The organism is Burkholderia sp. BCC1988, assembly GCF_905339895.1.
Taxonomy (GTDB): Bacteria; Pseudomonadota; Gammaproteobacteria; order Burkholderiales; family Burkholderiaceae; genus Burkholderia.
Genome location: NZ_CAJPHA010000018.1, coordinates 1 through 11,941, shown reverse-complemented (window position 1 = coordinate 11,941; position 11,941 = coordinate 1). Strand labels below are relative to the sequence as shown.

At 65.0% G+C, this 11,941-nt stretch carries 16 protein-coding genes and 1 tRNA gene; 7 read left to right on the top strand and 10 right to left on the bottom strand.

Annotated features, from left to right (window positions below):
- Positions 1–192: 192 nt before the first annotated feature.
- The 6 genes from U4012_RS24250 to U4012_RS24225 all read right to left on the bottom strand — a co-directional run bounded on the left by U4012_RS24250 (position 193) and on the right by U4012_RS24225 (position 4,246).
- A complete protein-coding gene (locus U4012_RS24250) occupies positions 193–597 on the bottom strand; it encodes a hypothetical protein (RefSeq protein WP_321802008.1) in 405 nt (134 codons plus the stop codon).
- A gap of 222 nt (positions 598–819) precedes the next feature.
- Positions 820–1,074: a glycine zipper 2TM domain protein gene (locus U4012_RS24245; protein WP_044845180.1), complete on the bottom strand. Its 255-nt coding sequence runs from the start codon at positions 1,072–1,074 to the stop codon at positions 820–822.
- 56 nt (positions 1,075–1,130) lie between these two features.
- Positions 1,131–1,433: a hypothetical protein gene (locus tag U4012_RS24240; RefSeq protein WP_044845179.1), complete on the bottom strand. Its 303-nt coding sequence runs from the start codon at positions 1,431–1,433 to the stop codon at positions 1,131–1,133.
- A 290-nt stretch (positions 1,434–1,723) separates the two neighbouring features.
- A complete protein-coding gene (gene egtD, locus U4012_RS24235) occupies positions 1,724–2,737 on the bottom strand; it encodes an L-histidine N(alpha)-methyltransferase (RefSeq protein ID WP_321802007.1) in 1,014 nt (337 codons plus the stop codon).
- Entirely contained in the window at positions 2,721–3,959 is a 1,239-nt protein-coding gene (gene egtB / locus U4012_RS24230) for an ergothioneine biosynthesis protein EgtB (RefSeq protein WP_321802006.1), read from the bottom strand. The genes egtD and egtB overlap by 17 nt, the downstream gene beginning before the upstream one ends.
- 11 nt (positions 3,960–3,970) lie before the next feature.
- On the bottom strand, positions 3,971–4,246 hold the full coding sequence (locus U4012_RS24225) for a hypothetical protein (protein WP_321802005.1): 276 nt from the start codon (positions 4,244–4,246) through the stop codon (positions 3,971–3,973).
- A 299-nt stretch (positions 4,247–4,545) separates the two neighbouring features.
- Between U4012_RS24225 and U4012_RS24220 the strand changes: the two genes are divergently transcribed.
- On the top strand, positions 4,546–5,022 hold the full coding sequence (locus tag U4012_RS24220; RefSeq protein ID WP_321802004.1) for a carboxymuconolactone decarboxylase family protein: 477 nt from the start codon (positions 4,546–4,548) through the stop codon (positions 5,020–5,022).
- Entirely contained in the window at positions 5,022–5,903 is an 882-nt protein-coding gene (locus tag U4012_RS24215; RefSeq protein ID WP_321802003.1) for a sigma-70 family RNA polymerase sigma factor, read from the top strand. The genes U4012_RS24220 and U4012_RS24215 overlap by 1 nt, the downstream gene beginning before the upstream one ends.
- Positions 5,904–6,133: 230 nt before the next feature.
- On the opposite strand, the gene U4012_RS24210 is transcribed toward U4012_RS24215, so the two are convergent.
- Positions 6,134–6,210 (bottom strand) — tRNA-Val (locus tag U4012_RS24210).
- A gap of 693 nt (positions 6,211–6,903) precedes the next feature.
- Here U4012_RS24210 and U4012_RS24205 point away from each other — a divergent pair.
- The 3 genes from U4012_RS24205 to U4012_RS24195 are packed head-to-tail and all read left to right on the top strand — an operon-like array spanning position 6,904 to position 7,940.
- Positions 6,904–7,281 carry an Imm71 family immunity protein gene (locus tag U4012_RS24205; protein ID WP_321802002.1) on the top strand — a complete coding sequence of 126 codons (378 nt, stop codon included), beginning with the start codon at positions 6,904–6,906 and terminating at the stop codon, positions 7,279–7,281.
- Positions 7,272–7,595, top strand: coding sequence for a hypothetical protein (locus U4012_RS24200; protein ID WP_321802001.1), 324 nt, complete (start codon positions 7,272–7,274; stop codon positions 7,593–7,595). Before U4012_RS24205 ends, U4012_RS24200 begins: the two co-directional genes overlap by 10 nt.
- 27 nt (positions 7,596–7,622) lie before the next feature.
- On the top strand, positions 7,623–7,940 hold the full coding sequence (locus U4012_RS24195; RefSeq protein ID WP_321802000.1) for a hypothetical protein: 318 nt from the start codon (positions 7,623–7,625) through the stop codon (positions 7,938–7,940).
- 498 nt (positions 7,941–8,438) lie between these two features.
- Here U4012_RS24195 and U4012_RS24190 read toward each other — a convergent pair whose 3' ends face one another.
- Together U4012_RS24190 and U4012_RS24185 are read right to left on the bottom strand one after the other, a co-directional pair.
- Positions 8,439–9,200 carry an anti-sigma factor gene (locus tag U4012_RS24190; RefSeq protein ID WP_321801999.1) on the bottom strand — a complete coding sequence of 254 codons (762 nt, stop codon included), beginning with the start codon at positions 9,198–9,200 and terminating at the stop codon, positions 8,439–8,441.
- On the bottom strand, positions 9,197–9,715 hold the full coding sequence (locus tag U4012_RS24185) for a sigma-70 family RNA polymerase sigma factor (protein ID WP_321801998.1): 519 nt from the start codon (positions 9,713–9,715) through the stop codon (positions 9,197–9,199). Before U4012_RS24185 ends, U4012_RS24190 begins: the two co-directional genes overlap by 4 nt.
- Before the next feature lie 158 nt (positions 9,716–9,873).
- On the opposite strand from U4012_RS24185, the gene U4012_RS24180 reads away from it, so the two are divergent.
- Positions 9,874–10,962 carry a catalase family peroxidase gene (locus U4012_RS24180; RefSeq protein WP_124486768.1) on the top strand — a complete coding sequence of 363 codons (1,089 nt, stop codon included), beginning with the start codon at positions 9,874–9,876 and terminating at the stop codon, positions 10,960–10,962.
- On the top strand, positions 10,959–11,492 hold the full coding sequence (locus tag U4012_RS24175) for a cytochrome b (RefSeq protein WP_321801997.1): 534 nt from the start codon (positions 10,959–10,961) through the stop codon (positions 11,490–11,492). Before U4012_RS24180 ends, U4012_RS24175 begins: the two co-directional genes overlap by 4 nt.
- 261 nt (positions 11,493–11,753) lie before the next feature.
- Here the strand turns inward: U4012_RS24175 and U4012_RS24170 are convergent.
- Positions 11,754–11,941: hypothetical protein (locus U4012_RS24170; protein ID WP_321801996.1), on the bottom strand; the 188-nt coding region annotated here is incomplete at its 5' end.

Here is an 11,941-nt window from a genome sequence, read left to right as displayed (position 1 = left end):
ATGGGGGCGCGAATCCGCCTGTCATTCGCGTGAAAGCGGTTCGTATTCTGGCGCGTTCGTGCGTGCGGTTACGGCTGGTTGCAAATCGGGGTCGATGCGCGACGAGCAACGCGACACACCGCGGCGCCCCTTGGTCCGCTGGCAATGAAAAAGGGCGCCGAAGCGCCCTTCTTCCGCATGCGTGCGCCGCGCTTACAGCGTGTGGCCGAATGCGTTCCGATGCGCGTGGCGCGTGGACTTCGATGCATGCGCGGTGTGCCCGTGCGAGCGCCCGTGACCGCTGCCCGGCTGCGCGCCGGCACGATCGGCGATCGAATCGGAGCGATCGGCTGCGCGCGACAGGCCCTTGTCGCGGTCGCCCGCGTGCATGCCGTTCGAGTTGCTCAGCGCTTCACCGCTCATGTGGCCGGCGGACATGCCGCCCGCATTGGCACCCATGCCGCCCATCCCGCCGGCGCCATGGCCGCCGCCGTTGCCACCACCACCACCGCCACCGCCACCACCCCCATTGCCGCCGCCCGCCGCCTGCGCGGAAACGGCGCCGAGAGCGAGCAGCGCAGCTGCGAGCACGGAGGACAGATATCGTTGCGTTTTCATTGTTTGCTCCCTGGAGCGCGTTCGAGTGACTGCATTCTAGGTACGCGCGCGATTCGTGCGGCGCGGCGTTGTAAATGATCGTAACGGCGCGCGCGGCGCGGTTTCGTCGGATCAATCCGCCGGCGTTCGGCACGCTTGATGAATCGGCCGGTCGGCCGCCACCCGACAAGGGAAACGAAAGGCGGAGACGGCGCGATCGCGCCGTTCCGCCGGTGGCTACGCTTACTGCGCCGGCTGCACGCCCTGCGCGGCGGCCTTGCGCTGCGCGGCCAGTTCCTGCTCGTGCTTCTTCGCCATGTGGCGGCCCACGATACAGCCGCCGACCGCGCCGACCACGGCGTGATGTCCCGCGTAGTGGCCGGCGACGCCGCCCACCACCGCGCCCTTCATGCAGCCCGCCGCGTGCGCGCTGCCGATCGTTGCGAGCGCGACGACGGCGGCCGCCGCGCTATACCTGATGTGTCGAATGGGCATCATGCGATCACGCTCCTCTCGTCGTCGTACTCGGTGTCCTCGTGAACCGGTTGCCCGGTTCAGTTCCAGCGGCCGCGCCAGCCGTCGCCGTCACGCCAGCCGCGCTCGCGCCACTCGTGCTCGCGCCATTCACGACGGCGCCATTCGTGTTCGCGCCATTGACGCTCACGCCAGTCGTCATCGCGATAGTAGCCAACCGGCGCGTACGTCACCGGCGGCGGCGCGACGTAGACCGGCGCCGGCGCCGCATAGACGCCCGGCACACCGATGCCGACCGACAGGTCGACGTGGGCCGATGCGACGCCCGAAGCTGCCAGCGCCGCTACGCCGAGAACTGCACCGAGAATAAGTTTCTTGCTCATTTCGCGACTCCCTGCACGTGTCGTGCGTCATGTGACTACGGTTCGGAGTCTAGGCACCACGGGCGGACACAGGTGAAACCGGTGTGCGAGACCGGTAACGGACGTTTACGGAGGGGCTCGAAGCCTTGCGGGACAAGGGTGACGAGCGATTCGACGCGCCGTTGCAACGACGCATCGAATCGGGAGAGTCGGGAAATTTTGCCGGCGCGCGGGCCGGCGATGCAGACCGCACGCGTCCGCGCACACGCCGCGCACGCCGTGCGAGCGGATCGCGACGACTCGCGACGACGTTACGCGCGGATATCGTCGACGCTGCGCAGCCAGTGCACGCTGAACAGGTGGTCCGCGTCGGTCCACACGGTGTCGGGCTCGAAGCCCGCACGCCGCGCGATCGCCTGGAAGCCGTCGATCGTGAACTTGTGCGAGTTCTCCGTATGGATGCGTTCGCCGGCCTCGAAGCGGAACGCGTGGCCGCGCACGTGCACCGTCTGCGCGATATCGCTGACGAGATGCATCTCGATGCGCTGCAGCTCACGGTCGTAGAACGCGCAATGCGAGAACGCGTCGAGATCGAAATCCGCGCCGAGCTCCGCGTTCGCGCGGGCGAGCAGGTTCAGGTTGAACTGGGCGGTCACGCCCTGCGCGTCGTTGTACGCGTGATGCAGCGTGCGTTCGTCCTTCACGAGATCCGCACCGACCAGCAGGCCGCCGCCGCGCAACAGCCGCGCGGCGTCGCGCAGGAACGTATCGGCTTCCTCCGGCGAGAAGTTACCGATCGTCGAGCCGGGAAAGAAGCCGATGCGCCGGCGTGGCGTGCCGGTCAGCTCGGCCAGCTGCTCGGCCTTCGTGTAGTCGGCCGCGAGCGGCGCGACGTCGAGCCACGGATACGCGGCACGCAGCCGCGCGGCCGCGCCGTGCAGGTAGTCGGCCGAGATGTCGATCGGCACGTAGCGCGCCGGCGCGTTCGCGTAGTTGTCCGCGCACGCGTCGAGCAGCACGCGGATCTTCTCGAGCGAGCCCGCGCCGAATTCGACGATGTCCGCATGCGGGCCGACGCGCCGCACGATCTCGGCCGCGCGATCGCGCAGGATCCCGAGTTCGGTCCGCGTCGGGTAATACTCCGGCAGTTCGCAGATGCGATCGAACAGCGCGGAGCCGGCCGCATCGTAGAAGTATTTCGGCGGAATGCTGCGCGGCGTGCGCGACAGCCCGTCGATCAGGTCGCGCTCGAACGCGCTCGGCCGCGCATCGCGGGCGGGTTGCAGGCCACCGCTCGTGGCCGTCAGATCAGACGTCTCGCGCAAGTCGCACTCCCGTGAATTGCCAGCGCGCGGCCGGCGGAAAGAAATTGCGGTATGTCGGCCGTTCGTGCCCCGGCGGGGTCGCGACGCTGCTGCCGCGCAGGACTTGCTGGCCGACCATGAACTTGCCGTTGTATTCCGCAGCGACGCCCGCGAGCGGCCGAAAGCCCGGATACGGCTCGTAGGACGAACGCGTCCACTGCCAGACGTGCCCGAGCATCTGCGCGATGCCATCCGCGCCGAACGCGGCCTCCCATTCGAATTCCGTCGGCAGGCGTGCGCCGGCCCATTCTGCATACGCCGCCGCCTCGTAGAAGCTCACGTGACACACGGGCGCATCGGGCGCGAGCGGCTCCACGCCGTGCAGGCCGAACGCGCGCCAGGCGTGTGCGGCTGCCGGATCGCCGTCGTCGCCGGGAATCCAGTACGCGGGCCCTTGCCACCCTTCCCGCTGCACCGTCGCCCAGCCGTCGGACAGCCAGTATTCGGGGCGTGCATAGCCGCCGTCCGCGATGAAGGCCGCGAATTCGGCATTCGTCACGAGACGGTTCGCGATTTCGCACGGACGCACGAGCGCGGTATGGCGCGGCCGTTCGTTGTCGAACGAGAACGCGTCGCCATCGTGGCCGATCTCGACGAGCCCGCCCGGCTGATGCAGCCAGCGCAACGGGCCGGCGTCGCCCGCGGCCAAGGCGGCGTGCCCGGCGTGCGCATTGGCGCCGTTGCGCGGCCGGAACGCGGGCTTCAGCGGGTTGCACGAGAACGCGTGCAGCATGTCCGTGACGATCAGTTCCTGATGCTGCTGTTCGTGATGCAGGCCGAGCTCGATCTCGGGCGCGATCGTGGCGAGCAACGCCGGATCGGCACCGTCGAGCGCGCGCAGCATCGCATCGTCGACGTACTGCCGGTACGCGTGCACCTCATCGAGCGACGGACGCGTGAGCAGCCCGCGCTGCGGCCGCGGATGACGCGGGCCGAGCGCTTCGTAATAGGAATTGAAGAGGAACTGGAACGCGTCGTCGAACGGCGCGTAGCCGCGCACGCGACGCATCAGTACGACGGTTTCGAAAAACCAGGTCGTATGCGCGAGATGCCATTTCACCGGACTCGCGTCGGGCATCGACTGCACGGCCTGGTCTTCGGCGGACAGCGTCGCGGTCAACGCGATGCTATGGGCGCGCACGTCCTTGTAACGGCGCTGAAGCTGGGATGCAAGGAGGCTCATCGGTTTACCGTTCACGTCGCGATTCGCTGCGTTGCGTTGCCGGAAAAAGGAAAGCCTTGCGCTCGGATGCGCGCGGCTGACGTGCGACCTTCATTGCTGCGTCGTCGGGCAGCCGGCGCGCGCGCCGGGCCGCTGGTACGGCGTGACTTCATCTGCCCGTGCAGAACAGTATGGGCCAGAAATGTGAACGTCGCGAATCGGATTTCTGGTGAAACGAGCGCGAAAGAAAAATGAAAGCATTGATCATGCGCGGGGCGGCGGCATGACAAACCGTCGATGCCCGTCATGACGGCGGCTCGGAGGGTGAACGCAATGTGTATGCCCGCGGGTTCTCCATGCCGACGCCTCATGACATCCACGCCGGCGTCATGAAAGATCGGATGACACGGGTTCGCCATGGGAGAGGCGCCATGGAATTGAAATCGGCACGGGTCCGCGCGTCGGTGTCGCGGACCTCGACACCGCCGTTCAATCGCTCTGCCTTCCGCGCGCTTCCCTGTTTTTGAAAATTTTTTTGCGTCGATGTCACAGGCGCAGGGTGCTCGCTCGTCATATCGCCGGAACCCACACGAAAGGAGAAGGAACCATGACTGCGAAACTCAATCCGTTTGCCGCCGCGCCCGCATTGATGAAGAACTGGATGGCCGTCTCGGTCGCCGCTGCCGGGAGCCTCGAGCCGACACTGATCGAGTTGGTCAAGATCCGCGCGTCGCAAATCAACGCGTGCGCGAACTGCCTTAACATGCACACCGTCGCGGCGCGCGAGCAAGGCGAGACCGAGCAGCGCATCAACCTGCTGGCCGCGTGGCGTGAAGCGCCCTGCTACACCGACCGCGAACGCGCGGCGCTCGGCTGGACCGACGCGCTCACGCGGCTGTCGGAAGGCCATGGCGCGCACGAGGCCGCGTATGCGGCGCTGAACGACCACTTCAGCCAGGAGGAACAGGTGAAACTCACGGTGATGATCAACGTGATCAACGGCTGGAACCGGCTGGCCGTCGGCTTCGGGCTGTGGATCGATCCCGCCGAGGCGAAGGCCGCTACCGCGAAGATGGTGGCGTGATGACCCACCTCGATCCGGCCGCCGGCGGCGCCGCAGACCGGGCCGACGCAGCGGCGAGCTTCGACCCGCTGCATCGGACGCTGATGCGCGTCGCGTACCGGATGCTCGGTTCCGTCGCGGACGCCGAGGACATCGTGCAGGAGGCGTTCATCCGCTGGATGGACGTCGATCGCACCGAGGTGCGCGTGCCCGAGGCGTTCCTGCGCCGCATGGTGATGCGCATGTGCCTCGACCAGCTGAAGTCCGCGCGGCACCAGCGCGAGACCTACATCGGCCCGTGGCTGCCCGAGCCGGTCGTCGAGGAAGATGAGCAGGAGGACGTCACGCTGCCGCTGATGCTCGCGCTCGAACGGTTGTCGCCGCTCGAACGTGCGGCGTTCCTGCTGCACGACGTGTTCGGCCTCGCGTTCGACGAGATCGCGACGACGATCCAGCGTGACCCGGCCGCCTGCCGGCAACTCGCCGCGCGGGCGCGCACGCATGTGCGCGAGGCGCGGCCGCGGTTTCATGTCGAGAAGCAGCGCGGGATCGAGCTGGCCGAGGCGTTTTTCGCGGCGTCACGCAGCGGCGACATGCGCACGCTCGGCGCGATGCTCGCCGAGGACGTGAGCCTGCATTCGGACGGCGGCGGCAAGCGCTCGGCCGCGGGCAAGCCGGTGTTCGGCTTCGAGCGAGTGATGAAGGTGCACGCGTACCTCGCCGAGCTGTTCGCCACGCATGCGTCGAAGCTCGTGCGCGCGGGGTTCATCAACGGGCTGCCGGGGTTCGTCACACTGGAAGCGGATGGCGAGCTGCAGACGACGGCTCTCGAGATCGAGGGCGGGAAGGTCGTCGCGATCTATGTCGTGCGGAATCCTGACAAGTTGAGGCATCTGCATTGATGCGTAACGAGCGGGGGCTTTGCGACCGCTTTTCGTGCTCTGCGCCCTGCTTTTACCCACTGCCGGCTGCCTGTCGTGCATGGATCGCACACGATGCATCTGCACATGCCTGCGCAGTTTCGACCGCAAAAAGAAAAACGCCACGCGATGTTGCCGCGTGGCGTTTGTATGTTGGCGAGCCGGATTGCCTGTAGGCAATGCGAGCTGCCAGACCCCTTCATTTTGTTCGTTGGTAGGCTCGATTGGATTCGAACCAACGACCCCCACCATGTCAAGGTGGTGCTCTAACCAACTGAGCTACGAGCCTAAGAAGCCGCGAATTATAGAGAGGGTTTTGGAGGTGCGCAAGCCCCTTCGTGAAAATTTTTTGAATCGGGGCGTGCGGACGATGACGATCGATGGTGCCTGGCGATGCGGGATACGTTCGCTTCACCACTTTGCCTCACAGCAAAACGTGTCGATGCGCTGTGGTGTTATCCACATTCCCCTCTGGATAACCGTCCGGCAAGCCTCTGGATTCACAGTGGAACGATTGAGGATATGTCGGCGCGGCTGTGAATCGACGAAAAGTTGTTCTGTGCTTCACAGAGTTTTGCGTGTGCATCGCCTGTGGTTATGCGTTCCGATTCGTCTTGGAAATTCATGGCGTTACGGAGGTTATCCACTGTGAGGCACCGAGCTTGTTAACTATCACTACGTATGTATACGAACTCTGTTAACACCTTTGGATAAGCACAGTCCGTCGACTGTGATCCGGGCGGGATATGCACTGCGTGCGGTGGATGGATCAAGCGACGTCGAAGCCGGTGACCAGTTCGAACGCTCGTATCTGTAGAATCGCCGGGGTTCAGGATCGTTGTCGGTTCAAAGGCCGACGATTCAACATCAGGTTCGATCCGATCGATGAGGGTACCCGTCGATGAGACCCTGGTAACGGATATCGCTGGCCGCGTTGCGAGTGCTCATGACCGATGTGGCCGCGGTTGTATGAGGATCCCTTATGATGAACACGCCATCGTCGTACGACATGACGGACGACACGACGCGGCGCAGGATGTTCTGGCTGCTTCGACGGCTGACCAGTCTTGCGCTCTGGAAAGCCAAATGCGATGCCTTCAAGATATTCGCAGACGCGTACCAAGTCGCTATCAAGACATGGCCGGCTAACGATCCGGAAGTAATGGAAGCTGACCGCCTCAGGACGATTTTCGAAATCCTGAGCGACTACGACACGGGCGTAGCCGAACTCGGGAAGAGGCGGCGCTTCGTATGGTGCGCAGGCCAAGCAGCTCCTTACCCGCCCAAGGTCGATGCACTTCACCAACTGACGCGTGCGTCTCAATTTCATTCGGGGAAACAGGTGACGCGATGCCGCTGATGAATTGCCCGTCCCACGGACATGTAGGCGGCGAGCTCGTGACGCGGACCGTATCCGACCTCATCAACGACCACAGCAACTGGAAAGGCGGACGTCGGATCGTCCCGCTGCTGCTCGTGCGGCACGAAATCGAGTATCCCGGCTACATGCTGGAATCCGAAGAGGCGAAAGTGCGTGAGCTGGGCGGTACGCGTGAAGGAGGGGGTGTCTACCGCTTTGACGACGACGAGTCGATGGAAGCAGCCATCGGACTACTGACGGCAACGTGTGCTGATTGCCTAAGGGAATTGATGGCCGTGCAGAAAGAAGGGTGAGGTGAACGGGATGTCTCAGGAGGACGGATGGCCAAGCTGAATTTCGGGGCCATCGGCCGGTGTTCCGTCGATCTCGATACCGCGGCGCTGCTCGGTCTGAGGGCTGCCTATGAGGAGTTTGCAAAGACCGGGCAGGATCTGAAAAACTTCAGGATCTGTATCACCGACGAAAGTGCGGCCAGAATGGATCCCGGGCCTGAGGACCACGTAATCAGCGTGACCTTCGTGGCGAAGATGCCTCCCGGCATGCGTGGGCTCGGCAATGCAAGCCCGCTCGGGACGTCGATCAAGTACGTGATCTCCCCGGAAACCGGCGAGATTCTCGGGGCTTACTCGCCCAAGTGATGTCCGTGCGGCCGTAGCGCCCGATTGTCGCGTGTGGACAACCGGCACGCAAAACAATCAGGAACGCTGTGTGCCCCCCTCGGGAACACATTGATTCGAAGCGCTCACGCGCATGCGAACAACCCGTGAGCGGCCGAATCGAAATCCTGTGTACTAGCTCGGCGAGGGCGATGTGGATATCGCGACCCAAAAACACTCGAAATGCTGTGCGGGTCGAAGGTGAGTGATTCAACCAGAGACGGCATGCCGAGCCGCTGCGGCCGATGTGGATATCCTGCGTCCAGAAGACGCCAAACCCTGTGACGTCGGAACCGAAGTGGGTCTACCCATCCGGGAACGCACCGCGACGAGCTTCGCGGTGTGGACAACCACCACGAAAGCGAATTTAAACGCTGTGACCCCGAACGGTGAACGTGAGCGCTTTCAGGCTTGTCGAACCGCATCGGCCGGACCGCAGTCAGCGCACAACGGCCACCAACGGACAGCATATCGTCCAGCTCAAATCTGCTGATCGAGCGCCCTCACGACCGCGTGCTCACCAAGACTATCCACAGGCCCGACCACCGCGAAGTTGAGCCCATTCACCGACCCATACCGCGCCAGCAACGACCCATCCACGCGTTGCCCGGCCGGCAGCAGCCGATGTTTCGATTCCGCGGGCCGCAGATAGAAGCTCAGCGTCCGCCCGGCGTCGTCCTCATAGAGCACCATCGCGGCCGTGGCCCCACTGTCCGTCGTAAACAACCGTCCGCCGACCGGCCTGAACCCCGCCGCACTCAAATCCGGCAGCCTGGCCGATGCCCCGACGCGGCGGGTGAGCCACCCCTGCAAATCGCCCGCACCGTTCGGCCGGAAATCCACCTTCGCGGCCTGATCGACCACCATCATCCGGTAAGCCTCGACCGCATCGCTCATCGGCGCAATCGGCGGCGCCGCGTTCCACCCACGCGCCTGCCACCCGCCAAACGTCCCGAGCCCGATACAGAACACGAACGAAGCCGCCATCGCGAACCGCACCCGCGAGCGCTCCGCACGCTTCGCACGAATCGCCGCCGGATCCAGCGCAGGATTCTCGCCGGGCATCCGCACGCCTTCGAGCGCGGCCCGCAACCGCTGCGCATCCTGCTGCCATTGCTTCACCTGTTCCGCACTCTCCGGATGCAGCGCGAGATATCGCTCGACCGCGGCGCGCGCATCGTCGTCGAGCTGGCCGTCGACATAGGCCTGGAGATCGTGTTCGTCGGGACGGAGCGTATTCATTTCATCAAACGGAGAGAAGGAGCGGGAAGCTCGCCGTCGCTGAGCTGGCGCAGCGCCTGGCGGGCGCGGGAGAGTCGCGACATCACGGTGCCGATCGGCACGTCGAGCAGGTCGGCGACTTCCCGGTACGTGAAGCCCTCGACCGCGACGAGCAGCAGCAGGCTGCGCTGCTCGTCGGACAAACGGCCGAACGCTTCGAGCGTCGCGCGCGCGGCCACCTCGCGTTCGGCGGACGGCCAGTGCGCTTCGTCGTCGTCGCGAATGCGGCCGAGCAGCCACACATAGCGCTTCGCGCTGCGTTTGCCGTCGAGAAACTGCCGGTAAAGGATCGTGAAGAGCCAGCTGCGCAGCGACGCGTCGTCGCGGCGGCTCGCCCAGCGCGACAGCGCGCGCTCGAGCGTCGACTGGACGAGATCGTCGGCCGCGTGGACATCACGTGCCAGCCAGAGCGCGAAGCGTCGCAGCCTGGGGATGAGTTCGCGCAATGCGTCGTCGTCGGGGGCGTTTGAGGGCATGGCCGGGGGCGCGAGCCGATGAGCGTGGAGATGCCGCGTAGGACGCCGGTCGGCGCCGCTTATTCCGTCAGCATACGAAAAATTTCTTCATGGAATAAAGCGGCGCGGGTGGCGTCCTACACGCGTTCGACAATGATCTGACGATCGGGAGTGCATCCATGAAGCAATCATCCTCTTCTTCACCGCCGCGCGAGCCTGGGCGCGGATGGTGGCGCTGGGCCGTGATCGGCGGCGCGGTGGCCGGCGTGGCCGTGGCGTTCGGGTATGTCGGCGGCTGGCTCGCGCCGGCGCGTCTGACCCCGCACCGGCTCGTCGACGCGCTGCAGACGGCCGGCGGCGAGCATCCGGGTTTCCGGCGCAATCACGCGAAGGGCGTGTGCGTGACCGGCTATTTCGAAGGCAACGGCGCCGCGAGCGCGTATTCGGTCGCGCCGTTCTTCAAGGCGGTGCGCACGCCGGTGGTCGGCCGCTTTGCGCTGCCGGGCGGGAATCCGTATGCGCCCGACAGCAGCGTGCCGATCCGCAGCCTCGCGCTGAAGCTCACCGCACCGGACGGCCAGCAATGGCGGACCGGGATGAACGCGATGCCGGTGTTTCCGGTGGCGACGCCGAAGGCGTTCTACGCGCAGCTGCTGGCGACCCGGCCGGATCCGGCGACGGGCAAGCCCGATCCGGCGAAGGTGAAGGCGTTTTTCGGCGCGCATCCGGAGACGGCCGCGTTCCGCGCCTGGGTAAAGGGTGCGAAGCCGAGCGCGAGCTACGTCACCGAAAGCTATTACGGGCTGAACGCGTTCTACTTCGTCGATGCGGCCGGCAAGCGCCAGGCGGTGCGTTGGCGCGTCGTGCCGGAGCAGACGGCGGGCGCCGGGGACGTCGCGACGGCCGCGGATCCGAACGTTTTGCAGCAGGACCTGACGCGGCGCATCGCGGACGGCGCGCAGAAGTGGAAGCTGCTGGTCACGCTGGCGGAACCCGGCGACCCGGTGGACGACGCGACGAAGACCTGGCCCGCGCAGCGGATGACGATCGACGCGGGCACGCTCGTGCTCGATCGCGTGGAGCCGCAGGACAGCGGGCCGTGCCGGGACGTGAACTACGACCCGACGGTGCTGCCGCAGGGGATTCAGGTGTCGGGGGATCCGTTGCTGGCGGCGCGGTCGGCGGCGTATGCGGATTCGTATCTGCGCAGGACGAGTGAAGAGGCCGGCGTGGCTGGCGCGGCGCGATTGAGTGCGGAGGGACGATGATGAAGGCTGCTACGACGTTTGGCTTGCCGGCGAGGCTGCTGCATTGGGTGATGGCCGCGATGATCGTCGCGATGCTGTTCATCGGGGTAGGCATGGTGGCGTCGGTTTCCGGGCGGCACGATTTCCTGGTGGCGTTGCACAAGCCGCTGGGGATTGCCGTGCTGGTGCTGGTGTGTGTGCGGATCGTGGTGCGGCTGTCGTCGAAGCCGCCGGCGTTGCCTGAGGATTTGCCTTGGTGGCAGAAGGTTGCCGCGCATGGGTCGCATCTGGTGCTGTATGCGCTGATGCTGGCGATGCCGCTGATCGGGTGGGCGATGCTGTCGGCTGGCGGGTATCCGGTGACCTTGGGCGGCGGCGTGCAGTTGCCGGCGATCGTTGCGGCTGATCCGGTTGCGTTCGCCTGGCTCCGGGTTGCGCATCGCGTGCTGGCCTATCTGTTCTTCTTGACGTTCCTCGCGCACTTCGCGGCGGCGCTGTATCACGGACTGATTCGACGGGACGGCGTGGTGAGGGCGATGGTTGGGCGGTAATCGACAGAAGATTGAGTTCGCTGCGGCGGGGCGGTTCACGGGCGACCGAGGCTGCTCCTGCCGTGTTGCTTATATATGACCGCGGCGGCGGCGCAGCGCGCTCTCGGCGTAGCATGTCAAAAATATTTCACAAAAGGGGTTGCGGAGACCGGGGCAGGTGCTTAGAATCACGCCTCTTTCGCGCTAACGGAAACGCGGCGCGGGGGAAGAAGGGAAGCGGTGCTGTTGAAGTCGGTTTTATCGACTCCAGTGCATACGAAATTAAACCGCAGTCGTCGCAACGAAGTAGTTAAAAAAGTTGTTGACGAGTTTTAAAAAACGGTTGATAATCTCGCTTCTCTGCTGCTGAAAACGCAGCGCTGCTGAGAAAACCTTCGGGTTCTCGCAGAAATGCTCTTTAAAAATTAACAGCCGATAAGTGTGGGCGCTTGATGGACGCGAGCTGATCT

Coding starts and splice junctions, on each gene's coding strand:
- U4012_RS24250 (WP_321802008.1), bottom strand. CDS start 597: ATGAAAACGCAACGATATCTGTCCTCCGTGCTCGCAGCTGCGCTGCTC.
- U4012_RS24245 (WP_044845180.1), bottom strand. CDS start 1,074: ATGATGCCCATTCGACACATCAGGTATAGCGCGGCGGCCGCCGTCGTC.
- U4012_RS24240 (WP_044845179.1), bottom strand. CDS start 1,433: ATGAGCAAGAAACTTATTCTCGGTGCAGTTCTCGGCGTAGCGGCGCTG.
- egtB (WP_321802006.1), bottom strand. CDS start 3,959: ATGAGCCTCCTTGCATCCCAGCTTCAGCGCCGTTACAAGGACGTGCGC.
- U4012_RS24225 (WP_321802005.1), bottom strand. CDS start 4,246: ATGACGGGCATCGACGGTTTGTCATGCCGCCGCCCCGCGCATGATCAA.
- U4012_RS24220 (WP_321802004.1), top strand. CDS start 4,546: ATGACTGCGAAACTCAATCCGTTTGCCGCCGCGCCCGCATTGATGAAG.
- U4012_RS24215 (WP_321802003.1), top strand. CDS start 5,022: ATGACCCACCTCGATCCGGCCGCCGGCGGCGCCGCAGACCGGGCCGAC.
- U4012_RS24205 (WP_321802002.1), top strand. CDS start 6,904: ATGATGAACACGCCATCGTCGTACGACATGACGGACGACACGACGCGG.
- U4012_RS24200 (WP_321802001.1), top strand. CDS start 7,272: ATGCCGCTGATGAATTGCCCGTCCCACGGACATGTAGGCGGCGAGCTC.
- U4012_RS24195 (WP_321802000.1), top strand. CDS start 7,623: ATGGCCAAGCTGAATTTCGGGGCCATCGGCCGGTGTTCCGTCGATCTC.
- U4012_RS24190 (WP_321801999.1), bottom strand. CDS start 9,200: ATGAATACGCTCCGTCCCGACGAACACGATCTCCAGGCCTATGTCGAC.
- U4012_RS24185 (WP_321801998.1), bottom strand. CDS start 9,715: ATGCCCTCAAACGCCCCCGACGACGACGCATTGCGCGAACTCATCCCC.
- U4012_RS24180 (WP_124486768.1), top strand. CDS start 9,874: ATGAAGCAATCATCCTCTTCTTCACCGCCGCGCGAGCCTGGGCGCGGA.
- U4012_RS24175 (WP_321801997.1), top strand. CDS start 10,959: ATGATGAAGGCTGCTACGACGTTTGGCTTGCCGGCGAGGCTGCTGCAT.